This window comes from Actinomadura sp. K4S16 (genome assembly GCF_008327685.1).
In the GTDB taxonomy this organism is placed as follows: Bacteria; Actinomycetota; Actinomycetes; order Streptosporangiales; family Streptosporangiaceae; genus Spirillospora.
In genome coordinates, this window is sequence record NZ_BDDE01000011.1 from 29,673 (window position 1) to 52,146 (window position 22,474).

Consider the following 22,474-nt stretch of genomic DNA (forward strand, 5'->3'; position numbering starts at 1 on the left):
CCCTCCCGGCTCTGGACGACCGCCCGCCACCGGGGACACTATCCCGGTCAGTGGCCCCGGGCTATCCATTCCTCCAGATGCGGGGCCTCCGCCGCGATGGTGGTGGAGTCGCCGTGCCCGGTGCGCACGGTCGTCTCCGGCGGGAGCGTCAGCAGCCGCTCCCGGATCGAGGCGATGATCGTCGGGAAGTCGGAGAAGGACCGGCCCGTGGCGCCCGGTCCGCCGCTGAACAGGGTGTCGCCGGAGAAGACGGTCGCGAGGCCGGGCGCGTGCAGGCACACCGCCCCGGGGCTGTGGCCGGGCGTGTGCAGGACGGTGAGGTCCGTGCCCGCGACCGTGATGACCTGCCCGTCGGAAAGGTCGCCGTCGGGCGAGGTGTCCGGATGCCTCTGCTTCCACAGCATCAGGTCGTCCGGGTGCAGCAGGATCGGCGCGCCCGTGCGGGCCCGCAGGGCGGGCGCCGCGTCGATGTGGTCGTCGTGCCCGTGCGTGGACACGATCGCCACCAGCCGCCGGCCGCCGACCGCCGCGGCGATCGCCTCGGCGTCGTGCGCGGCGTCGATGACGACCGCCTCGCTGTCGTCCCCGACGATCCAGACGTTGTTGTCGACGTCCCAGGTGCCGCCGTCCAGCGAGAACGTCCCGGACGTGACGACGTGGTCGATGCGGGCCGCCATCAGAGCACCACCACCGAGCGCAGCACGTCGCCGCGGTGCATCTTCTCGAACGCGGCCTCGACGCCGTCCAGCTCGATCGTCTCGGAGACGAAGGCGTCCAGGTCGAGGCGGCCCTGCAGGTACAGGTCGATGAGCATGGGGAAGTCGCGGGACGGCAGGCAGTCGCCGTACCAGGACGACTTGAGCGATCCGCCGCGCCCGAAGACGTCCAGCAGCGGCAGCTCCAGCCTCATCTCGGGGGTCGGCACCCCGACCAGGACCACCGTCCCGGCGAGGTCGCGGGCGTAGAAGGCCTGCTCGTAGGTCTCCGGGCGGCCGACCGCGTCGATGACGACGTCGGCGCCGAACCCGCCGGTCAGCTCCCGCACCGTCTCGACCACGTCCTGCTTCCCGCCGTCGACGGTGTGCGTGGCGCCGAGCGAGGAGGCGGTGGCGAGCTTGCGCTCGTCCAGGTCCACCGCGATGATCCGGGCGGCGCCGGCCAGCCGGGCGCCGAGCACGGCCGCCGCGCCGACGCCGCCGCAGCCGATGACCGCGACCGAGTCGCCGCGCCCGACCCCGCCGGTGTTGATCGCGGCGCCGAGCCCCGCCATCACGCCGCACCCGAGCAGCCCGGCGACCTCGGGCCGCGCCGCGGGGTCGACCCGCGTGCACTGCCCGGCCGCGACGAGGGTCTTGTCGGCGAACGCGCCGATGCCGAGCGCGGGCGACAGCTCGGTCCCGTCCTCGAGGGTCATCTTCTGCTTCGCGTTGTGCGTGTCGAAGCAGTACCAGGGGCGTCCGCGCGTGCAGGCGCGGCACTGCCCGCACACCGCGCGCCAGTTGAGGACCACGAAGTCGCCCGGCGCGACCTCGGTCACCCCCTCGCCCACCGACTCGACGACCCCGGCGGCCTCGTGCCCGAGCAGGAACGGGAACTCGTCGTTGATGCCGCCCTCGCGGTAGTGGAGGTCGGTGTGGCAGACCCCGCACGCCTGGACCTGGACGACCGCCTCTCCGGGGCCCGGGTCCGGAACGACGATCGTCTCGATCCGCACCGGCTGTCCCTTGCCGGGTGCGACGACCCCGCGTACCTGCTGCGCCATGCTGCCGCCTCTCGTCGTCTCGACTCCTCCCGACCCTACCCACACGCCCCCTCCGCCCCTTGGCCCACGACCAGAGGGGGCCCGTCCGCCGGTTCGGGGGGTTCAGCTGAAGCGGATGGCCTGGAGCTTGTCGGCGGCGTCGCGGTCGAGGACGACGACCCCGGCGGCGGGCGGCAGCGGGCCGCCCTCGCGAGCGCGGGCGATCAGCGGGTTCCAGCGGCGGCAGTGGCGGGCGAACGTGGTGGAGGTGACGACCCGGCCGCGGGCGTACTGGCCGGCGCGGGCGGTCTCCGGCTCGACGTCGATGAGGATCAGGTGCAGCCGCCCGCCGCGGCGGCGGGCCAGCCACGCGAAGCAGTGCAGGATGTGCGGCCAGGTGCCGCGGGTGTGGGCGACGACGCCGTGCCCGGCGCGGACCGCGCGGGCGATGCGCCAGACGTGGGTGGCGTGCACGATCGGGGTCCGCAGCCGGACGGGCAGCGGCCCGAGGAACCTGGCCCACCAGTTGCGGGACTGGCGGGAGTCGATGACCCGGACGTCCCCGGCGCGCACCGGGGCCGTCTCGTCGCCGCGCAGTCCGTACAGGCGGTTCAGCAGGGTGCTCTTGCCGGCGCCCGGCAGGCCGGCGACCAGCACGAGGGAGCCCGCGGGATAGCGCAGCGCGGGTCCCGGGTCGGCCTCGTCGGGTTGGGGGATGGTCGACTCCATGGGCTCGGGCCGGAAGTGTGTTGGGGCAAACGAACACCCCGCACCGCTTGTTCCGGACCGGGCCGGGAGCGTCACCAGCCGCGGGCGCGCCACTCCGGGAGCGAGGGCCGCTCCCGGCCGAGCGTGGAGTCCTTGCCGTGGCCCGGGTAGAACCAGGTGGCGTCGGGCAGGCGGTCGAAGACGCGCTCCTCCACGTCCGAGAGCAGCTGCTTGAAGCGCGTCGGGTCGCCCCAGGTGTTGCCGACCCCGCCGGGGAACAGGCTGTCGCCGGTGAACAGGTGCGGGCGGTCGGCCAGTTCGCCGCCCGCGTCGTAGAGCAGCGCGATCGAGCCGGGCGTGTGGCCGCGCAGGTGGATGACGTCGAGGGACGCCTGGCCCACCGTGACGGTGTCGCCGTGCTCGACGGGCTCGGCGACCGGCTCGGGGAGGGGGCCGGCGTCGCGCGGGTGGGCGACCACCGGCGCGCCGGTGGCCCGCACGACCTCGCTCAGCGCCATCCAGTGGTCCTCGTGGCGGTGCGTGGTGACGATCCGCGCGAGGGGCCCGTCGCCGATGAGCTCCAGCAGCCGGGGCGCCTCGTTCGCCGCGTCGATGAGCAGCTGCTCGCCGGTGGCGGTGCAGCGCAGGAGGTAGGCGTTGTTGTCGTACGGGCCGACCGCCACCTTCGTCACCCGCAGCCCGGGCAGTTCGCGGACGTCGGGACGCCCGCCGGCCTCGACGTTCCCGGTGTAGGTCATGCGTCCTCCCCGTCGGTCGTTCGAAGACCATCCTCCCTCATCGGGGCCCGCCCTCCGCCGCGACCCGGGGGCGTGCCGGAAATGAGTCACCAGACTCAGCCGAACCGTGCGCTGCCGGACGGACTTCTCCCCTTCCCGGCCGCACCATGGGAACTGGAAGATCAGGTTCGACCCCCCGAAAGGACGGTGAGGCGTTGGTGACCGCATTCCGTCCCGGACCGGACAAGGAGCGGCCGGAGGACCTCCTCGGGCAGGCCTGCACGCTGGTCCGGCTGTGCGGCAGGGACTCCGCCGTCGCGGCCGTGGTCCTCGCCCTCGTCCTGGTCGGGACCGTCTCCCGGCTGGCGGCGGGCCCGCCGGGACTCGCCGCGCTGGCGCTGCTGCCGGTGCTCGCCGGCGCGTTCGCCGTCTCCACCGGATACGCGGTGCGGTCGCGGCGGACGCTGCTGGCCGTGCTCGGCGAGGTCCGCGGCCGCACCGGGTCGCCCGTCGACCCGGGTGTGCCGTGGACGCCGTTCGGTTCGGCGGTCGCGCTGGACGAGCGGGTCCGCGACGCGGAACTGCGCCGCCTGCTGTCGGCGGCGCACCGCTGCGGGGAGCTGTCCTGGCAGGCCGTCGCCTGGTCGGCGGCGACCGCGGTGCTGTTCCTGTTCTGGACGCTGGCGGCGGCGATGGCGGGAGGGTGACCGCATGATCGGTGACGGTCCGGGCGTCCGGCCGGGCAGCTTCTGGGAGCGGCTCGCCCCCACCGACCGGCAGGCGCTGCGCGCCATGGGCCGGCGCACCGACATCCCGCCCGGCGGCATGCTCTGCCACCAGGGGACGGTCGCGCCGGCCGTCTACGTGGTGTTCAAGGCGTCGCCGCGGTCCGCGAGCAACGCGGTGGCCAAGGAGTTCGTGGACTCCAGCGACGGCGACGAGTCGATCATCGAGCTGTTCGGCGCGGGGGACCTGGTCGGCGTCCTCGCGCCGTGGGGGCACCCGCAGCGCGGCACGGTCGCCGCGCTGGACCACGTGACGGCGCTGCGCGTGGACCGCGGCAAGTTCCGCAGCCTGCTGGCGGCGAGCCCGCAGGTCGCCGAGGCGATGATGCACGCGATCTCCGAGAGCGTCACCTACGGGGGCCGCCGGCACGCGGTGCGGGCCGCGGACCATCCCCAGCGGCTCGCCTACCACCTGCTGGAGCTGGCGCACCGGTTCGGCGAGCCCGCCGCCGGCCAGGGGACGCGGATCCCCCTGCGGCTCAGCCAGGCGGAGCTGGCGAACTGGGCGGGGATCTCCCGCGAGACGCTGGTGCGGTGGTTCCGGTCGTGGCGGGCGAAGGGGATCCTCGACCAGCGGGCCCGCCCGCTGACCGTCCTCGACCTCGAACGGCTCCGCCGCGCCGCGAGCCCCTGGGGGGACGAGTGGCCGGCCGCCGAGCCCGAGCGGTCGCCGGGGGACGCGGCGGGCCGGGACGCCGGCGCCGGGATCGCGGCGCGCGAACCGGTGCGCCTGGAGACCCCGGCCGGGCCGCCCGCCGTGCGGCTCCCCGCCGACAACCCCTACTTCGCCGGCCGCGCGGTCAGCCTGGGCAAGCTCGACCTGCTGGTCGGCCAGTCGGTGTGGCCGCGCGCGGTCGTCGTCCAGGGGATGGCGGGCGTCGGCAAGACCACGCTGGCGCTGCACTGGGCGCACCGGGTCGCCGACCGCTTCCCCGACGGCGTCCTGTTCACCGACCTGCGCGGCACGTCCCGCAGCCCCGTCACCCCGGCGGAGGCCATGGGGCAGGTGCTGCGCGCGGCGGGCGTGCCGGGCGACCAGGTCCCGCGGACGCAGGCGGAGCTGGCGGCGCAGTGCCGGTCGCTGCTCGGCGACCGCCGGATGCTGCTGATCCTCGACAACGCCGCGCGGCCAGAGCAGATCAGGCCGCTGCTGGCGGCGATGGCCTCCGGGCTGGTGGTCGTGACGAGCCGGCGGCGGCTGCCGGCCCTGCTCGAAGGCGCCGACGTCCGGACGCTGGAGCTGCGGGAGATGGCGACGCAGGAGGCCGTGGACCTCATCTCCAACGTCCTCGGCCCGGGCGACCCCCGCCTCCGCGAGGAGGACAAGGCGGTCGAGCGGCTCGCCCGCGAATGCGGCCACCTGCCGCTCGCGCTCGGCGTCATGGCCGGCCGGCTGGCCGAGAACCCCGGCGAGTCGATCGCCGGGACCGTCCGGGAGCTGGCCGCCCGGGACGTGCAGGACGCCGCGCTGTACGGGCCGGGCCTCGCGGGGGCGGGCCTGGGCGACGGCGCGGCGCCCGGCACGTCCGGGACGGCGCTGCTGGCCGTCCTCAGCCCGACATTCGACGTCGCCTACCGGAGCCTGGGCCGCGGGCAGCGCGAGGCGTTCCGCAGGCTCGGCCTCGTCGCAGGCCCCGACTTCACGCCCACCGCCCTCGCCGCCTTGCAGGACGGCTCGGTCGACGAGGCGCGCGAATGCCTGGAGGGGCTCCGCCAGGCGTACCTGGTGCACGACGTGGGGCCGGACCGCTACCGGATGCACGACCTGCTACGCGAATTCGCGCGGGAGAGGGGACTGCGCGAGGACTCCGACGGCGAGCTCCAGGCGGCGCAGCGGCGGCTGCTGGCCTCCTACCTCGCGGAGGCGCGCGCGGCGGGGGACGCCCTGGCGCGGCGGTCCCGGCCGAGGGCCCACGCGGTCGAGGGGCGGCGCCGCGCCTCCACCGCCGCCGAGCGCGCCGCCGGGCTCGCCTGGTTCGAGGCCGAGCGGCGCAACCTGGTCGCCGCGGTGCACCAGGCCGCCCGGCTCGGCCTGCACCGGACGTGCTGGGAGCTCGCCGACGCGCTGTTCGACTTCCAGGAGTTCCGCCGCTACAGCGAGGACGCCATCGCCGTCCACCAGGCGGGCCTGCACGCCGCCCGCAGCGAGGAGGACTGGGCGGCCGCGGCCGTCATGCTCCACAACCTGGCGATGGCGCACTTCGGGGTGGGCGACTCCGTCCAGGCCATCGGGTACGGGGAGGACGCGCGGCGCGGATTCCGGGCCGTCGACCCGCCCGACCTCTACGGGGAGGCCGCCGCGCTCGCCACCCTCGCCCACGTACATGTGGTGCTGGGCCGCTACCCGACGGCGATCGACCACGCGCGGCGCTCCCTCGCCGTCCACGGGGAACTGCGAGACGACGCGGGAACGGCCAAGGGCCACGACATCCTGGCCCGGGCGCACCTGGGCCTCGGCGCCTACGAGACGGCCTTGGACCACGCCGCGAAGGCGCTCGGCGTCCGCCGCCGGACAGAAGACCAGCCGGGCGTCGCCGAGACCCTGCTCACCGTGGCCCAGGTGCACCGCCGCCAAGGGAACGTCCACGGCGCGGTCTCCCACGCCCTTGAGGCGCTGGCCATCCGGCAGGAACTCGCCGACATGCACGGCGCCGCGCAGGCGCTGACGGAGCTGGCGCGGATGAACGCCGCGCTCGGTCTGCGGGACCTGGCGCAGCAGGACGCCGAACAGGCGCTCCACACCTACCGCGCCCTGGGTGCCCGCCACGGCGAGGCGCGCGCGCTGACCACCCTCGGCATGCTCATGTGCGAGGCGACGCGGTTCGCCGAGGCGTTCACCTACTGCGGGCAGGCGCTGCGGCTGCACCGCGACACCAGCGACCGGCACGGCGAGGCCGAGACGCTCGCGCAGATCGGGATCGTCCACTGGCGCCTCGGCCGGTACCGCGAGGCCCGCGAGCACCTCCTGCGCGCCCTGGAGATCCGCAGGGAGATCGGCGACCAGCACGGCGAGGCCCACGACCTGGAGCACCTCTCGGTGGTGATGCGTCGCCTCGGACGCCACCAGGAGGCGTTCATCCTCGGCCTGGAGGCGCTGGACCTGTGGCACCGCCTCGGCGCGCGGGGCGGAATGGCCGGCACGCTCGGCAGCCTGGCCCGCACGTACTCGGCGCTCGGCCTGCCCGAGGACGCCGAGCGCGCCGCGCGGCAGGCGCTCGGCCTCCGCGAGTCCGGCGGCGACTGGTACGGCCTCGGCGTCGGCATGGACACGCTCGCCGCCGTGCTGCGCCGCGCCGGCCGCCCCGAGGAGGCCCTGGAGCGGGAGGTGGAGGCGCTGCGGATCCTCGGCGAGGTCGGCGACCGGCACAGCGAGGCCGTCGGGCTCGTCCACCTCGCCGCCATCCACCTCGACCTCGGCCGCGCCGGCGAGGCCCTGGCCACCGGGCGGCGCGCCGGCGACCTCGCCGCCGAGCTCGGCGCCACCCGCGAGCAGGCCCAGGCCCTGCGCACCATGGCCCGCGCGTCCCAGCTGCTCGGCGAGCACGACCGCGCGGTGGAGCACGTCACCGCCGAGATCGCCATCCGCCGCGACACCGACGACCAGCGGGGGCTGCGGCGGGCGCTGGAACTGCTGCGCGAATCCCACCTGGCCCTCGGCGACCAGGCCGCGGCCGCGGACTGCGGCCGGCGCGTCCGCGCCCTCGACGGCCTCCTCGCCTCCGAGAGATCCCTCGACATGTGACGGACGACCTGGTCGGTCCGCGCGGGGCCGCGTTCACTGGACCGCGAGGCACCCGATCATGAAAGGCCGCGGCCCGGCCGGATGCGGGTCCGGTGAGGAGGCGAGATGCACACCACCCGGTTCTGGGACGCGCTGACCCCCCGCGCCCGGGAGGCCCTGCGGCGGGCGGGCGCCCCGGTGGTGATCCGGCCCGGGGCGTTCCTCACGCGCGAGCACACCCGCGCGTCCCAGGTCTTCGTCCTGCGCTCCGGGGCGGTGAAGGTGTGGGTGGACCGTGACGGCGACGTCGCGATCCTCGACGTCCTCGGGCCGGGCGACCTGGTCGGGGAGCTGGAGGCGGTGGACGGCGGCGTCCGGCACGCCAACGCCGAGGCGCTGACCCGGGTGGAGGCCGTCGTGCTGCCCGCCGCGCGCTTCCGCGGCGTCCTGGACGCCGAGCCCGGCGCGGTGTGGGCCGTCGCCGCCGTCCTCGCCGAGCGGCTCCGCGACGCCAACGAGCTGCGCGTCGCGCACTTCCCCGACGACCCCGAGCGCCGCCTCGCCGGCCGGCTCCTGCGGCTGGCGGCGCGGTTCGGCTCCCCGGTCAAGCGGGAGCGCCCGGACGGCGTGACCGAGGAGGGCGTCCTCGTCCGGGTGCCGTTCACCCAGCAGGACCTCGGCCGCTGGGCCGGCATGGGCCGCCGCAAGGTCGCGCAGATCCTCGCGACCGAGCCCGTGCGCGGCAGCGTGACCGTCGCCCGCAGCGCGATCGCCGTCCGCTCGGCGGACGCCCTGCGCCGGCTCGCCGGCGACGACCCGCCCTAGGCCCGACGTGCCCCAGAGCGGCGTCCCTCAGAAGCCCGACTCCTCCGGGAAACCCGACGGCTCGTGCGGCCAGGGCGGCGGCACCGGGAGCGGCCCGTCCGGGCGGAGATGCACGCCCGCGCCGTCCGACCGCCCGCTCAGCCAGCCCAGCAGCGCCCGCGCGGAGCCGGACGCCTCCGGGCCGCCGGGCGTCCAGCCGAGTTCGGCGGTCTCGCCGGAGTCGGTCGCGGTGATCCGGAGCCCGGCCACCTCGCCGAGGGCGTCCTTCGGCAGCGCCGCCATGTCCGCCAGCGTGGCCGCCGCGGACCACCGGACGTAGGGCTCGGGCCAGTCGGCGGGGCCGTACCCGGCGGCGAGGTCGACGTGGTGGGCCTCCACCTCGTTCCAGCGGCGGAACACCGTGTACCAGGCCGGATGGGGCCAGCCCGTCATCGCCCGCACCGGAGCGTTCCAGGCGCTCCCGGGCAGCGACCTGGCCTGCTCGGAGAACCGCGCCTGCGTCGCCCGGACGTCGGCGACCAGCTCGTCCCGGCCGCGCCCCGCGCCCGCGGCGACGTCGGCGTTGCGCCGCTCCAGGCTCGGGTACTGCGGGATCTCCGTCCCCGTGCGGGCCCCTTTGAGCAGGTTCCACAGGGAGTCGGCGTTGCGCGCGATGTGCGTCGCCACGTGCCCGCGGCTCCACCCCGGCAGCGCCGACGCGCCGCGCAGGGCGTCGTCGGCCAGCCCCTCCAGCGTCCGCGCGATCCGCTCCACGCCCGCGTCCAGCTCGTCGACCACGTCGCGCCAGTCCATGACCCCTCCTCGGCGAAAAGGACGCTCCATCCTGTCGCACCGGCCCGGCCCGCGCCAGACTGGTGATCATGGAGCTTCCGATCTGCGTGACGTGCGGCGTCCAGTACGCCGGGCCCCGCCCCGACTGCCCGATCTGCGAGGACGAGCGGCAGTACGTCGGCTGGGAAGGCCAGAAATGGACGACCCTGGAGGAACTGCGCGCGGACCACCGCGGCCGCGTCGCCGAGGAGGGCCCGGACGTCATCGGGATCGGCACCGAGCCGTCCACCGCCATCGGCCAGCGCGCCCTCCTCCTGCGCGCCCCCTCCGGCAACGTCCTGTGGGACATGGTCACCCACATCGACGACGACCTGGTGCGCCGGGTGAACGAGCTCGGAGGCGTCTCCGCGATAGCGATCAGCCACCCGCACTTCTACGGCAGCATGATCGAGTGGGCGCGCGCCTTCGACGCGCCCGTCTACATCCACGAGGCCGACCGCCGATGGGTGCCCCGCCCGGACGACGCGGTCGTCTTCTGGTCGGGCGACACCCGCGAACTGGCCGACGGCCTCACGCTGGTCAACGCCGGCGTCCACTTCGCCGGGGGCCAGGTGCTGCACTGGCGCGACGCCCGCGCGCTCTTCTCCGGCGACATCCTGACGGTCGTCAACGACCGCGACTGGGTGAGCTTCATGTACTCCTATCCGAACTTCATCCCGGAGCGTCCGCGCACGGTCCGCCGCGCCCTGCGCCTGCTGGAGCCTTACGACTTCGACCGCGTCTACGGCGCCTGGTGGAAGAAGGTCGTGTACACCGACGGCAAGGACGCCGTCCGCCGCTCCGCCGAGCGCTACCTCTCCTTCGCGCTCGACGACGAGTGACCTGCGGGAACGCGGGCCGTGACGGGCGGCCGGGGAGGGGCGCGGGGTTCCCCCGGTGTTCCGGTGGCGGGCGGCGTTCGAACACGTGTACGGTGCGATGGTGCCGTCCGGACCGCTCGGACGGCCGGGTAGCGTCATGAAATGCAGCGGCGCGCGCCGCTGTTGAGAACTCGGGGCATCCTGTCGCACCCCGTGGCTAGCCTTGATACCGAGCCGTATCCGCAGATCGCCGCGCCCAGAAGAGGAACCGGAAGTACGCCGTGCATGACCGACTCATCGTGCGTGGAGCGCGCGAGCACAACCTGAAGGACGTCTCGCTCGACCTCCCGCGGGACGCCATGATCGTGTTCACCGGTCTGTCCGGTTCGGGGAAGTCCAGCCTGGCCTTCGACACGATCTTCGCCGAGGGGCAGCGCCGGTACGTGGAGTCGCTGTCCGCCTACGCCCGGCAGTTCCTCGGGCAGATGGACAAACCCGACGTCGACTTCATCGAGGGCCTGTCGCCCGCGGTCTCGATCGACCAGAAGTCCACCAGCAAGAACCCCCGGTCCACGGTCGGGACGATCACCGAGGTCTACGACTACCTGCGGCTGCTCTACGCGCGGATCGGGCACCCGCACTGCCCCGAGTGCGGCCGGCCGATCAGCCGGCAGGCGCCGCAGCAGATCGTCGACCGGGTGCTGGAGCTGGAGCAGGGCACCCGGTTCCAGGTGCTGGCGCCGGTGATCCGCGGCCGCAAGGGCGAGTACCTGGAGCTGTTCCGCGAGCTGCAGTCCAAGGGCTACTCGCGGGCGCTGGTCGACGGGCGGATGATCCGGCTGGACGAGCCGCCCAAGCTGAAGAAGCAGGAGAAGCACGACATCTCCGTCGTGGTCGACCGGCTCTCGGTGAAGGACTCGGCCCGGCAGCGGCTCGCCGACTCGGTGGAGACGGCGCTCGGCCTGGCGGGCGGCACGATCGTCCTCGACTTCGTCGACCTCCCCGAGGACGACGAGCACCGCACCCGGATGTACTCCGAGCACCTCTACTGCCCCTACGACGACCTGTCGTTCGAGGAGCTCGAGCCGCGGTCCTTCTCGTTCAACTCGCCTTACGGCGCCTGCCCCGACTGCACCGGGCTCGGGACGCGCATGGAGGTCGACCCCGAGCTCGTCGTCCCCGACGGGGAGCTGACGCTGGGCGAGGGCGCGATCCAGCCGTGGTCCAACGGACACGTGAGCGACTACTTCCTGCGGCTGCTGTCGGCCCTGGGCGACGCCATGGGCTTCGACCTGAACACCCCGTGGGACAAGCTGCCCGCCAAGGCGCGCAAGGCCGTCCTGAACGGCCACGAGACGCAGGTCCACGTCCGCTACAAGAACCGCTACGGCCGGACGAGGTCCTACTACACGGCCTACGAGGGCGTCGTCCCCTACATCCAGCGGCGGCACGCCGAGTCCGAGAGCGACTCCAGCCGGGAGCGGTTCGAGGGCTACATGCGCGAGATCCCGTGCCCGACGTGCGAGGGCGCCCGGCTCAAGCCGGTCGTGCTCGCGGTCACCATGGGCGGGATGTCGATCGCCGAGGTCGCCGCTATGCCGATCGGCGAGGCCGCGAAGTTCCTGCTCGCGCTCGAGCTGAACGAGCGCGAGCGGCACATCGCCGAGCGCGTCCTCAAGGAGGTCAACGCCCGGCTCGGCTTCCTGCTGGACGTCGGCCTCGACTACCTCACCCTCGACCGGGCGTCGGCCACGCTCGCCGGCGGCGAGGCGCAGCGCATCCGGCTGGCGACGCAGATCGGCTCCGGCCTGGTCGGTGTCCTTTACGTCCTTGACGAGCCGTCCATCGGCCTGCACCAGCGCGACAACCACCGGCTGCTGGAGACGCTGCTCCGGCTGCGCGACATGGGCAACACCCTGATCGTCGTCGAGCACGACGAGGACACCATCGCCGCCGCCGACTGGATCGTCGACATCGGCCCGCGCGCGGGCGAGCACGGCGGCGAGATCGTCGTCTCCGGCACGGTCGAGGACCTCAAGAAGTCCGAGCGCTCGCTGACCGGCGCCTACCTGGACGGGCGCCGCGAGATCGCCGTCCCGCAGATCCGGCGGCCGCGCACCAAGGGCCGCGAGGTGACGGTCAAGGGCGCCCAGCAGAACAACCTCCGCGGCGTGGACGTCGCGTTCCCGCTCGGCGTCCTCACCGCCGTGACCGGAGTGTCGGGGTCCGGCAAGTCGACGCTGGTCAACGACATCCTCTACAACTCGCTGGCGAAGAAGCTGAACGGGGCGAAGACCGTCCCGGGCAAGCACAAGCGCGTCAACGGCGTCGACCAGCTCGACAAGGTCGTGCACGTCGACCAGTCGCCGATCGGCCGCACCCCGCGGTCCAACCCGGCCACCTACACCGGCGTGTTCGACCACATCCGCAAGCTGTTCGCGCAGACCACCGAGGCGAAGGTGCGCGGCTACCAGCCCGGCCGGTTCTCCTTCAACGTCAAGGGCGGCCGCTGCGAGAACTGCTCCGGCGACGGCACCATCAAGATCGAGATGAACTTCCTGCCGGACGTCTACGTCCCGTGCGAGGTCTGCCACGGCGCCCGCTACAACCGGGAGACCCTGGAGGTCCACTACAAGGGCAAGACGATCTCCGAGGTGCTCGACATGCCGATCGAGCAGGCCACCGAGTTCTTCGAGCCGATCACGGCGATCCACCGGCACCTGAAGACGCTGAACGACGTCGGCCTCGGCTACGTGCGGCTCGGCCAGCCCGCCCCGACCCTGTCCGGCGGCGAGGCCCAGCGCGTCAAGCTGGCCTCCGAGCTCCAGAAGCGCTCCACCGGCCGCACCGTCTACGTGCTGGACGAGCCGACCACGGGCCTGCACTTCGAGGACATCCGCAAGCTCCTCGGCGTGCTGAACGGCCTGGTCGACAAGGGCAACACCGTCATCGTCATCGAGCACAACCTCGACGTCGTCAAGACCGCCGACTGGATCATCGACATGGGCCCCGAGGGCGGTTCCCGCGGCGGCACGGTCGTCGCCACCGGCACCCCCGAGGACGTCGCCGAGGTCGAGGCCAGCCACACCGGCCAGTTCCTCAAGAAGATCCTCGGATAGCCGCGGGGCCGGGCCGGTGCGGAGCGGTCGGACCCGTCCACCAAGATGGAGCCATGGGAGATGAAGTGACGCCCGGGGCCCCAGCGGCCACCGGGGGCGGGGGAGTCGGCCGGCGCGCGGTGCTGTGCGGGGCCGGAGCCGTGGGCGCCGCGGCGCTCGCCGGATGCGCGTCCGGCGGCGGGGAGAAGTCCGCCGCGGACCTCAAGGGCAAGGAGATCGCGAAGGCCGCCGACGTCCCGGTCGGGGGCGGCAAGGTCAACGCGGCCGATAAGGTCGTGGTGACCCAGCCGACCCAGGGCGCCTTCAAGGCGTTCACGGCGGTGTGCACCCACCAGGGCTGCACGGTCGGCGGGGTGTCGAACGGGGTGATCAAGTGCCCCTGCCACGGCAGCGAGTTCAGGATCGCCGACGGGTCGGTGCAGAAGGGCCCCGCGACGAAGCCGCTCAAGGAGTACCCCGTCCAGGCCAAGGGCGGCGGCATCGTCGTCACCTGAGCACGTCGTCACCTGAGCACGTCGTCGCCTGAGCACGTCGTCGCCTGAGCACGGGTCCGGGCGGCTCACGCCCGCCTGAGCGACTTCGCGCGCGCCGGGCCGTCCTCGCGGGGGACGGCCCGCGCGCCGTCCGCGTGCCGCCCCTCCGCGACCTCCTCCTCGGTGGCCGGCGCCCGGTCGTCCAGCGCCGTCCCGGTGCCGTCCGCGACGGGCTCGGGGCCGATGCGGAGCCGGGGGAGGGCCTCCGGATGGCGGTCGCGGATGTAGGAGACCAGGTGCTCGCGCACGTCGCAGCGCAGGTCCCAGGTGCTCGCCGAGTCGGCGGCGCTCATCAGCGCGCGGACCGTGACGAGGCCGCTCGGCAGCACGTCCACCACCTGCAGCATCCACTCCCGCCGGTCCCACAGCGGGTTCTCCTTCAGCGCCGTGTACAGCTCGGCGCGCAGCTCCTCCACCGGGACCGTCCAGTCCACGTGGAGCTCGACCGAGCCGAGCAGGCGGCTGGAGTGCCGGGTCCAGTTCTCGAACGGCTGCTCGGTGAAGTGCGAAACCGGGAAGATCATGCGCCGGTCGTCCCAGAGCTGCAGGACGACGTAGGACAGCGTCAGCTCCTCGACCCGGCCCCAGATCCCCTGCGTGACGACGACGTCGTCCAGGCGCAGCGCGTCGCTGAACGCCAGCTGGAGCCCGGCCAGCAGGTTGCCGAGGGTGGGCCGCGCCGCGATGCCCACCACCAGGCCGGCGACGCCCGCCGAGGCCAGCACCCCGGCGCCGACCGCGCGCACGGCGGGGAAGGTGAACAGCGCCGCGCCGACGGCGAGCACCACGATGATCATGGCCGCGATGCGGCGCAGCAGCAGCATCTGCGTGCGGGCCCGCCTGGCCCGCCGGTTGCGGTCGCCCTCGACGCGCATCAGCCGCGCCAGCGGCGGGTCGCTCAGCGCGTAGGCGATCCGCAGCACCAGCCAGGTGGAGGCGCCGATCGCCGCGATCCGCATCGCGTGCCGGACCACGTCCTCGGCGTGCCCGCCGATGACCTGGTACGGCATCGCGGTGCTGGAGCTGACGACCACCGCGAACGCGAACGCGGGCGCGGTGCAGCGCCGGGCGACCCGGCCCGCCCCCGGCCAGCGGTGCGACAGCCGGCCCGCGACGAGCCGGCGACCCCCCTCCACGACGATCACGGACGTCCCGACCACGGCGGCCAGGATGATCCATGCCCAGAGTGCGGACACGTCCGGAACGACCCCCTTCGAAGATCAGCGACCCGTTTGACCCTCCCTTTCCGGTGGATTTGCGAACATCCGGGCATCGGGGAGAGATCTACGTCACCCTCCGGGAAGCCGCGGAGCGGGCCCGGCTCGCGGGGGCACGGCGTGTCGGTGCCGCCCATTAGGCTTTCGAACGTGGCAGATCCGGCGACCTACCGACCCGCACCCGGCTCCATCCCGGAATCCCCGGGGGTGTACCGGTTCCGCGACGAGCACGGCCGGGTCATCTACGTGGGCAAGGCGAAGAACCTGCGCTCGCGGCTGAACTCCTACTTCGCCGACTTCTCCGCCCTGCACCCCCGCACCCAGACGATGGTGCAGACCGCCGCCCGCGTCGACTGGACGGTCGTCGGTACCGAGGTCGAGGCCCTCCAGCTGGAGTACTCCTGGATCAAGGAGTTCGACCCAAGGTTCAACGTCCGCTACCGCGACGACAAGTCCTATCCCTATCTCGCCGTCACCCTGAACGAGGAGTTTCCGAGGGTGATGGTGATGCGGGGAGCCAAGCGCAAGGGCGTGCGCTACTTCGGGCCGTACTCCCACGCCTGGGCGATCCGGGAGACGGTCGACCAGCTGCTGCGCGTGTTCCCCGTCCGGACGTGCAGCGCCGGCGTGTTCAAGCGGCAGCACCAGCTCGACCGGCCCTGCCTGCTCGGCTACATCGGCAAGTGCTCGGCGCCGTGCGTCGGCCGCGTCTCGCCCGACGAGCACCGCCTGCTCGCCGAGGACTTCTGCGACTTCATGGCCGGGAACACCACCCGGTTCATCAAGCGCCTCGAACGCGACATGCGCGAGGCCGCCGCCTCCCAGGAGTACGAGCGCGCCGCACGCCTCCGCGACGACATCCGCGCCCTGGAGCGCGCGCTGGAGAAGCAGGCGGTCGTGCTGCCCGACCGCACCGACTGCGACATGATCGCCTTCGCCGAGGACGAGCTGGAGGCGGCCGTCCAGGTGTTCTACGTGCGCGGCGGGCGCATCCGCGGGCAGCGCGGCTGGGTCGTCGACAAGGTCGAGGACGTGACCACCGCCGACCTCGTCGAGCACTTCCTCATCCAGATCTACGGCGAGAGCGAGTCGGTGCCCCGCGAGGTCTGCGTCCCGGCCCTGCCGCCCGAGGAGGACGCCATGGCCGAGCTGCTGGCGGAGCAGCGCGGCGGGCCCGTCCGGCTGCGCGTCCCGCAGCGCGGCGACAAGCGCGCCCTGCTGGAGACGGTCGCGCGCAACGCCCACGAGGCGCTCAAGCAGCACAAGACGCGCCGCGCGTCCGACCTCACCACCCGCAGCCGCGCCCTGCAGGAGATCCAGGAGGCCCTGGAGCTCGACGACGCGCCCCTGCGGATCGAGTGCTACGACGTGTCCAACCTGCAGGGCACCGATGTGGTCGCGTCGATGGTCGTGTTCGAGGACGGCCTGGCCCGCAAGAGCGAGTACCGCCGGTTCACGATCAAGGGCGTGGAGGGGCAGGACGACGTCCGCTCCATCCACGAGGTCATCACCCGCCGGTTCAGGCGCTACCTCGCCGAGAGCGAGAAGACCGGCGAGCTCGACGCCCTCGGCGACCCGGAGGAGGACGGCGCGCACCAGCCGATCGACCCGGAGACCGGCAGGCCGCGCAAGTTCGCCTACCCGCCGAACCTGGTGCTCGTCGACGGCGGCCCGCCGCAGGTCGCGGCCGCGCAGCGCGCCCTCGACGAGCTCGGCGTCGACGACATCGCGGTGTGCGGGATCGCCAAGCGGCTGGAGGAGCTCTGGCTCCCCGGCGAGGCCGACCCGGTCATCCTGCCGCGCAACAGCGAGGGCATGTTCCTCGTCCAGCGGGTCCGCGACGAGGCGCACCGCTTCGCCATCACCTTCCACCGGCAGCGGCGGTCCAGGTCCATGACGGTCAGCGAACTCGATAACGTTCCGGGTCTGGGCCCGGCGCGCCGCGCGGCGCTGCTGAAACACTTCGGTTCGCTGAAGCGGCTGAAGGACGCGACGCCAGAGCAGGTCGCCGAGGTCCCGGGAATCGGCAAGCGCAGCGCCGAGAGCATCGTGGCGGCGCTGCACGGCGGGGCCGCCCCGGCGGGCGGCGCGGGCGAGGAACCCGGCGGGGACGGCGGGGAGCACAGGGGGAGACGGGCATGACCAGCGAGACCAAGATTCCGGACATCGTCATCGTCACCGGCATGTCCGGGGCGGGCCGCAGCACCGCGGCCAAGTCGCTGGAGGACCTCGACTGGTTCGTGGTCGACAACCTGCCGCCCGGGCTGCTCGCCACGATGGCCGACCTCGGCGGCCGGGTGAAGGACGCGGTGCCGCGCATCGCCGTCGTCGTCGACGTCCGCAGCCGCGCGTTCACCGACGACCTGCACTCCTCGATCGCCGAGCTGGAGGCCCGCGGGGTCCACCCGCGCGTGGTGTTCCTGGAGGCCGGCGACGCCGACCTCGTGCGCCGGTTCGAGAGCGTCCGCCGCCCCCACCCGCTGCAGGGCGACGGCCGCCTGGTGGACGGCATCGCCCGCGAGCGCGAGCTGGTCCGGGAGGTCCGCGCCGAGGCCGACCTGGTGATCGACACCAGCGGCCTCAACGTGCACGAGCTGCGCAACAAGATCATCGGCTTCTTCGGGAACGACAGCGGCGAGTCCAGCCTGCGCGCCACCGTCGTGTCGTTCGGCTACAAGTACGGCCTGCCGGTCGACGCCGACCTCGTCGTCGACTGCCGGTTCCTGCCGAACCCGCACTGGGTGCCGGAGCTGCGGCCGAAGACGGGCCGCGACGGCGCCGTGCGCGACTACGTCCTCGGCCAGCGCGGCGCCAAGGAGTTCCTGGACGCCTATGCCGAGGTGCTGCGGCTCCTCGCGGACGGGTATGAACGCGAGGGCAAGCACTACGTGACGCTCGCCGTGGGATGTACCGGCGGAAAACACCGTAGTGTTGCCATGGCGGAACAGATCGCCGCCCGGCTGCGGGACGAGGGCATCGAGGTGCAGGTCGCCCATCGTGACCTCGGCCGCGAATGACGGCCCGCGCCGGGACCCGGCGGGGGTCCCGGACGAGGAGAGTAACGGCACGGTGAAGCCCCTCGGCCCGAAGGTCGTCGCGCTCGGCGGGGGCCACGGCCTCTACGCGTCGCTGTCGGCGCTGCGCCGGGTCACCGACCGGCTGACCGCGATCGTCACCGTCGCCGACGACGGCGGCTCCAGCGGCCGGCTGCGCCGCGAACTCGGCGTGCTGCCGCCCGGCGACCTGCGGATGGCGCTCGCCGCCCTCTGCGGCGACGACGAATGGGGGCAGACCTGGCGCGACGTCGTCCAGCACCGCTTCCGCGACGAGGGCGACCTGCAGGGCCACGCCGTCGGCAACCTGCTCATCGTCGCGCTGTGGGAGCTGTTCGGCGGCGACGGCGCCTCGCCCGGCTCCACCGTCGCCGGCCTCGACTGGGTCGGCCGGCTGCTCGGCGCGCACGGCCGCGTGCTGCCGATGGCGGCCATCCCCATGGACATCGTCGCCGAGGTCCGCGGCGCCGACCCGGCCAGGCCCGACGAGATCACCCATGTCAAGGGGCAGGTGGCGTGCGCCAAGACGCCCGGCAGCGTCCTCGGGGTGTCGCTCGTGCCCGCCGACCCGCCCGCCTGCCCGGAGACCCTCGCCGCCGTCGACGACGCCGACTGGATCGTGTTCGGCCCCGGCTCCTGGTTCACCAGCGTCCTGCCGCACCTGAAGGTGCCCGCGCTGGCGCGCGCCCTCACCACCTCCCGCGCGCGCCGCGTCGTCGCGCTGAACCTCGCGCCGCAGCCCGGCGAGACCGACGACTTCTCGCCGCAGACGCACCTGGAGGTCCTGCAGGCGCACGCGCCCGACCTGCGCGTGGACGTCGTCCTCGCCGACCGCGGGGTGGTGGACGACCCGGACGCCCTCGACAAGGCCGTCCAGGACCTCGGCGGCCGCCTCGTGCTCGCCGACGTCGCCGCCGACGACGGCTCGCCGCGTCATGAACCCGCCCGTCTGGCCCAAGCCTTCGACAAGATATTCACCGAGTGACGACCGGTGGGGCCGGAATCGGCCACACTGCTGGAAGTCCGATAGGGGGAGGGTTCATCAGATGGCGATGACCGGTGTGGTCAAGGACGAGCTGAGCAGGCTCACGGTGCTGAAGCCGTGCTGCCGCAAGGCCGAGGTCTCGACGCTGCTGCGGTTCGCGGGCGGCCTGCACCTGGTCAGCGGCCGCATCGTGATCGAGGCCGAGATCGACACCGGCGTGGCGGCCCGGCGGCTGATCAAGGACATCGCGGAGGTGTTCGGGCACACCTCCGAGGTCGTCGTGCTCGCGCCGAGCGGCCTGCGCAAGGGCAACCGCTACGTCGTGCGCGTCTTCCGGGACGGCGAGTCGCTCGCCCGGCAGACCGGCCTCATCGACAACAACGGCCGGCCCGTCCGGGGCCTGCCCCGGCACGTGGTCGCGGGCGCCGCCTGCGACGCCGAGTCGGCCTGGCGCGGCGCGTTCCTCGCGCACGGCTCCCTCACCGAGCCCGGCCGCTCCATGTCGCTGGAGGTGACCTGCCCCGGCCCCGAGGCGGCCCTCGCCCTCGTCGGCGCCGCCCGCCGCCTGAAGATCCACGCCAAGGCCCGCGAGGTCCGCGGCGTCGACCGCGTCGTCGTCCGCGACGGCGACGCGATCAGCGCGCTGCTCACCCGGCTCGGCGCCCACGACAGCGTCCTCGCCTGGGAGGAGCGCCGGATGCGCCGCGAGGTCCGCGCCACCGCCAACCGGCTCGCCAACTTCGACGACGCCAACCTGCGCCGCTCCGCCCGCGCCGCCGTCGCCGCCGGCGCCCGCGTCGCCCGCGCCCTGGAGATCCTCGGCGACGACGCCCCCGAGCACCTCGTCAACGCCGGCCGCCTCCGCCTGGAGCACAAGCAGGCATCCCTGGAGGAACTCGGCCAGCTCGCCGACCCGCCCCTCACCAAGGACGCCATCGCCGGCCGCATCCGCCGCCTCCTCGCCATGGCCGACAAGCGCGCCGGCGACCAGGGCATCCCCGGCACCGAGGCGAACCTCACGGCGGACATGCTCGCGCAGTAGTCAATTGGGGGGGGCGACCCCCCATACCCCCCGTCACGACGCAGGCGATCCTCACGCCGCCGTTGCGGCCTACTGTGCCCGTGACGGCCGGTGTGGCGTCGCTGCGGTCGCCTGCGTCGGCGGGCATGCGCGTTGCGCTCGCTGCGCTCGCTCCACGCGCCTGCCCGCGCAGTGGTTTTCTGGGGGGCGACCCCCAATCCCCCCGTTGCGAGCCGGGCGATCCTCACGCCACGGTTCTGGTGTGTTGTGCCCGTGCAGGTTTCGTCGTGGCGCTGCGGTCGCCCGGCTCGGCGGGTCGGGCGACCTCCAGGCGCCCAGATCGCCTTCCGGCCGCCCGACCCGCGCCTCGGCTCAGGTCCACTCCAAGAGTGTTATGGCGTGGCCCGTCGTAGAGCGTCACAACGTGGCACGTTCTAGAGCGTCGCAACGTGGCCCGTCCTGGAGCGTTGGGTGTGGGTTTGCTCAGGGGAGGCGGTGGAGGGTTCCGTCTGGGGACGCCTCGAAGGTCAGGGTGTGGGCTGGGAACGTCGCCTCTACGTGGAGGGTGCCGTTTGGGAGTGTTCTGGTCTGGAGTTTTGGGGGTTCCTGGCCGCGGACGGGGGCTATCAGGGTCAGGATGCGGGCTGGTTGGGTGCCGGTGCGGGTGGTGAAGGACACCACTGGGGCGGGGGAGCGCTTGCGGGCGGCGGGGGCGATCCAGCCCTGTGGCGGGTCGAGGGCGCCTCGGACGATTTTGGTCTCTCCTCGGGGCGTGCCGGGGAGGGGGAGTCGCATGAAGTGGACGCGGACGTGGCCGGCGGTGGCTACGGCGCCGGTACCTTCCGGGGCGGCGGTGAACGCCGGCGGTAGGTGCCACAGTTGCTCTACCGGGTGGCGGACGGCGGAGCGCACCTCGTCCAGCACCACGAGGGCGTCGGGGTCGGACGCGGCCAGCACCGAGCGGGTCCGGGTCGTGCCGGCGAAGGCGGTGTCGGAGAACCGGAACGTGTCGGCGCCGCGCCGGAAGGCGTGCGCGACCAGGGCCGTCGGCGCGCTGTCGCGGAACGGGACGCCCCGCACCACGAGCGTGTTCTGCGCCTCCGGCGAGGCCAGCCATCTCCGCCAGGACGGGGCGCTGTAGCCGATGTGGCCGCTGGGAACGAGGACGTCCCGGCCGAGCGCGTGGAAGGTCAGCGCCATGTGGTCGTTCTGCCCGTGCGCGTAGCGGCCCGGGCCGAAGCGCGCGGTGTAGGACATCTCCTCGGTGAACGGGCGGCCCTCCCGTCCCCATCCGGACCGGCCCATGACGTACCCGGCGCGGTAGACCCGCGCCCGCTCCTCGGGCGGGGCGCCCTCCGCGCCCCGCGTCGCCATGTACCTGATCGGGCCCGCTCCGGGGGAGTCGATCCCGGACGCCCTGGCCGCGTACGACTCGCCGATCTGGAGCAGGTCCCCGCCGGGCGTGATCTGGAACGCGATGAACTCGTCCAGCAGCCGGAGCCGGCGGGCGAGTTCGGTGGGGACGGAGCGGCGGCACGCGCGCACCACCCGGAACGCGAGGCGCCACCGGGCCCGGTTGTACACGGCGTAGTGCGCGGACTGCTCGTTTCCGGCGCCCTCCTCGTCGATGGCCGGGCGCGCGTCACCGGGCGGGGCGAGGCTCGCGTCGAGCAGGCGCCGGTAGCCGAGTCGGGCGAGGTCCTCCCGGCCGATGCCGCAGCCCGCCGTCATGAGCGCCATCGACTCGTCGGTGCCGTGGTTCCAGGGGCCCGAGTAGTGCTCGGGGCGGGCCAGCCACCCCGCGTGGTCGGCGATCGCCTCGTCCAGCCACCGTCCGGGCAGGTGCCGGCGGAGGCAGACGAGGGTGGCGAGGCGGAACTTGGCGGCCTCGGCGACCGCCTCGCGCCGGTGCGCGTCGAACCGTTCGGGGCCGGTGTTGCCGGCGAGCCAGTCCCGCGCGATGCTCGCGGCCGTCTCCAGCGCGGCGCGGTCGCCCGTCCGCTCGAACTGCCTGATGAGGCCGCCGAGCCATTCGAGCGAGTGGAACCAGAGCTGCCACGACCGGTCGCCGTACGGGTCGAGGCCCCAGTCCACGTGCGTTCCGCGGGCGACGCGGACGGGGGCGCTGCCCGGCGCGGCGAACCGGCCCGCGCGCACCTGCGCCGCGGGGTTCAGCCTGTCGAGGCCGTTGTAGCCGAGGCATACGGCCTTGGGCGCCGCGGCGCGGGCCTTCACCGGCACGACGGGCGCGGGCGGCGAGGCGGCGCCTTGGCAGCCGGTCGCCAAGGACAGCAGCAGCGCGGCGCCGGACGCGCCGCGGGCTCTTCTGGAAGGCCGATGGACCACAGTCCAACCACACACGCGACGCGCCCTTGCGGCGGTCCGCCGCCGGTGAAGG

General features: G+C 73.8%; 17 protein-coding genes. 10 read left to right on the forward strand and 7 right to left on the reverse strand.

Going from position 1 to position 22,474, the window contains the following annotated elements; translation table 11 throughout:
• Nucleotides 1-47: 47 nt before the first annotated feature.
• The 4 genes from K4S16_RS07340 to K4S16_RS07355 all read right to left on the reverse strand — a co-directional run bounded on the left by K4S16_RS07340 (nucleotide 48) and on the right by K4S16_RS07355 (nucleotide 3,207).
• Nucleotides 48-677, reverse strand: coding sequence for an MBL fold metallo-hydrolase (locus tag K4S16_RS07340; RefSeq protein WP_149258111.1), 630 nt, complete (start codon nucleotides 675-677; stop codon nucleotides 48-50).
• Nucleotides 677-1,762 carry an S-(hydroxymethyl)mycothiol dehydrogenase gene (locus tag K4S16_RS07345; RefSeq protein ID WP_149258112.1) on the reverse strand — a complete coding sequence of 362 codons (1,086 nt, stop codon included), beginning with the start codon at nucleotides 1,760-1,762 and terminating at the stop codon, nucleotides 677-679. Before K4S16_RS07345 ends, K4S16_RS07340 begins: the two co-directional genes overlap by 1 nt.
• A gap of 102 nt (nucleotides 1,763-1,864) precedes the next feature.
• A complete protein-coding gene (locus tag K4S16_RS07350; RefSeq protein WP_149258113.1) occupies nucleotides 1,865-2,470 on the reverse strand; it encodes an AAA family ATPase in 606 nt (201 codons plus the stop codon).
• A gap of 71 nt (nucleotides 2,471-2,541) precedes the next feature.
• Nucleotides 2,542-3,207, reverse strand: a complete 666-nt coding sequence (locus tag K4S16_RS07355; protein WP_149258114.1) for an MBL fold metallo-hydrolase — start codon at nucleotides 3,205-3,207, stop codon at nucleotides 2,542-2,544.
• Nucleotides 3,208-3,404: 197 nt separating this feature from the next.
• Here K4S16_RS07355 and K4S16_RS07360 point away from each other — a divergent pair, with 197 nt between their 5' ends.
• The 3 genes from K4S16_RS07360 (at nucleotide 3,405) to K4S16_RS07370 (ending at nucleotide 8,517) form a co-directional block, all read left to right on the forward strand.
• Nucleotides 3,405-3,893 carry a hypothetical protein gene (locus K4S16_RS07360; RefSeq protein WP_149258115.1) on the forward strand — a complete coding sequence of 163 codons (489 nt, stop codon included), beginning with the start codon at nucleotides 3,405-3,407 and terminating at the stop codon, nucleotides 3,891-3,893.
• A 4-nt stretch (nucleotides 3,894-3,897) separates the two neighbouring features.
• Nucleotides 3,898-7,713 carry a tetratricopeptide repeat protein gene (locus K4S16_RS07365; RefSeq protein WP_149258116.1) on the forward strand — a complete coding sequence of 1,272 codons (3,816 nt, stop codon included), beginning with the start codon at nucleotides 3,898-3,900 and terminating at the stop codon, nucleotides 7,711-7,713.
• A 105-nt stretch (nucleotides 7,714-7,818) separates the two neighbouring features.
• A complete protein-coding gene (locus K4S16_RS07370) occupies nucleotides 7,819-8,517 on the forward strand; it encodes a Crp/Fnr family transcriptional regulator (protein ID WP_149258117.1) in 699 nt (232 codons plus the stop codon).
• A 27-nt stretch (nucleotides 8,518-8,544) separates the two neighbouring features.
• Here K4S16_RS07370 and K4S16_RS07375 read toward each other — a convergent pair whose 3' ends face one another.
• Nucleotides 8,545-9,309 (reverse strand): maleylpyruvate isomerase family mycothiol-dependent enzyme, encoded by a 765-nt coding sequence (locus tag K4S16_RS07375; protein ID WP_160160862.1) that lies wholly within the window; start codon nucleotides 9,307-9,309, stop codon nucleotides 8,545-8,547.
• A gap of 68 nt (nucleotides 9,310-9,377) precedes the next feature.
• On the opposite strand from K4S16_RS07375, the gene K4S16_RS07380 reads away from it, so the two are divergent.
• From K4S16_RS07380 to K4S16_RS07390, 3 genes are all read left to right on the forward strand, one after another.
• Entirely contained in the window at nucleotides 9,378-10,169 is a 792-nt protein-coding gene (locus K4S16_RS07380) for an MBL fold metallo-hydrolase (protein WP_149258119.1), read from the forward strand.
• Between the two features lie 260 nt (nucleotides 10,170-10,429).
• Nucleotides 10,430-13,267, forward strand: a complete 2,838-nt coding sequence (gene uvrA / locus K4S16_RS07385) for an excinuclease ABC subunit UvrA (protein WP_149258120.1) — start codon at nucleotides 10,430-10,432, stop codon at nucleotides 13,265-13,267.
• 53 nt (nucleotides 13,268-13,320) lie between these two features.
• Complete coding sequence (locus tag K4S16_RS07390; protein ID WP_149258121.1) at nucleotides 13,321-13,761, forward strand: Rieske (2Fe-2S) protein; 441 nt, start codon at nucleotides 13,321-13,323, stop codon at nucleotides 13,759-13,761.
• Nucleotides 13,762-13,826: 65 nt separating this feature from the next.
• On the opposite strand, the gene K4S16_RS07395 is transcribed toward K4S16_RS07390, so the two are convergent.
• On the reverse strand, nucleotides 13,827-14,996 hold the full coding sequence (locus K4S16_RS07395; protein ID WP_235036642.1) for a mechanosensitive ion channel family protein: 1,170 nt from the start codon (nucleotides 14,994-14,996) through the stop codon (nucleotides 13,827-13,829).
• Between the two features lie 171 nt (nucleotides 14,997-15,167).
• Here K4S16_RS07395 and uvrC point away from each other — a divergent pair, with 171 nt between their 5' ends.
• From uvrC to whiA, 4 genes are all read left to right on the forward strand, one after another.
• Nucleotides 15,168-17,159, forward strand: coding sequence for an excinuclease ABC subunit UvrC (uvrC, locus tag K4S16_RS07400; RefSeq protein WP_149258122.1), 1,992 nt, complete (start codon nucleotides 15,168-15,170; stop codon nucleotides 17,157-17,159).
• Nucleotides 17,156-18,034 (forward strand): RNase adapter RapZ, encoded by an 879-nt coding sequence (rapZ, locus tag K4S16_RS07405; RefSeq protein WP_149258123.1) that lies wholly within the window; start codon nucleotides 17,156-17,158, stop codon nucleotides 18,032-18,034. Before uvrC ends, rapZ begins: the two co-directional genes overlap by 4 nt.
• 52 nt (nucleotides 18,035-18,086) lie before the next feature.
• A complete protein-coding gene (gene yvcK / locus K4S16_RS07410) occupies nucleotides 18,087-19,055 on the forward strand; it encodes a uridine diphosphate-N-acetylglucosamine-binding protein YvcK (RefSeq protein ID WP_149258124.1) in 969 nt (322 codons plus the stop codon).
• A 61-nt stretch (nucleotides 19,056-19,116) separates the two neighbouring features.
• The gene (gene whiA / locus K4S16_RS07415) at nucleotides 19,117-20,097 is read left to right on the forward strand and encodes a DNA-binding protein WhiA (protein WP_149258125.1); all 981 of its coding nucleotides are present in this window, start codon (nucleotides 19,117-19,119) and stop codon (nucleotides 20,095-20,097) included.
• 462 nt (nucleotides 20,098-20,559) lie between these two features.
• Here whiA and K4S16_RS46380 read toward each other — a convergent pair whose 3' ends face one another.
• Nucleotides 20,560-22,422 carry a heparinase II/III family protein gene (locus K4S16_RS46380; RefSeq protein ID WP_149258126.1) on the reverse strand — a complete coding sequence of 621 codons (1,863 nt, stop codon included), beginning with the start codon at nucleotides 22,420-22,422 and terminating at the stop codon, nucleotides 20,560-20,562.
• Nucleotides 22,423-22,474: the final 52 nt, after the last annotated feature.

Bases quoted from the DNA above. Each gene is read 5' to 3' on its own strand.
- K4S16_RS07340 (WP_149258111.1), bottom strand. From the start codon at position 677: ATGGCGGCCCGCATCGACCACGTCGTCACGTCCGGGACGTTCTCGCTG.
- K4S16_RS07345 (WP_149258112.1), bottom strand. From the start codon at position 1,762: ATGGCGCAGCAGGTACGCGGGGTCGTCGCACCCGGCAAGGGACAGCCG.
- K4S16_RS07350 (WP_149258113.1), bottom strand. From the start codon at position 2,470: ATGGAGTCGACCATCCCCCAACCCGACGAGGCCGACCCGGGACCCGCG.
- K4S16_RS07355 (WP_149258114.1), bottom strand. From the start codon at position 3,207: ATGACCTACACCGGGAACGTCGAGGCCGGCGGGCGTCCCGACGTCCGC.
- K4S16_RS07365 (WP_149258116.1), top strand. From the start codon at position 3,898: ATGATCGGTGACGGTCCGGGCGTCCGGCCGGGCAGCTTCTGGGAGCGG.
- K4S16_RS07370 (WP_149258117.1), top strand. From the start codon at position 7,819: ATGCACACCACCCGGTTCTGGGACGCGCTGACCCCCCGCGCCCGGGAG.
- K4S16_RS07375 (WP_160160862.1), bottom strand. From the start codon at position 9,309: ATGGACTGGCGCGACGTGGTCGACGAGCTGGACGCGGGCGTGGAGCGG.
- K4S16_RS07380 (WP_149258119.1), top strand. From the start codon at position 9,378: ATGGAGCTTCCGATCTGCGTGACGTGCGGCGTCCAGTACGCCGGGCCC.
- K4S16_RS07390 (WP_149258121.1), top strand. From the start codon at position 13,321: ATGGGAGATGAAGTGACGCCCGGGGCCCCAGCGGCCACCGGGGGCGGG.
- rapZ (WP_149258123.1), top strand. From the start codon at position 17,156: ATGACCAGCGAGACCAAGATTCCGGACATCGTCATCGTCACCGGCATG.
- whiA (WP_149258125.1), top strand. From the start codon at position 19,117: ATGGCGATGACCGGTGTGGTCAAGGACGAGCTGAGCAGGCTCACGGTG.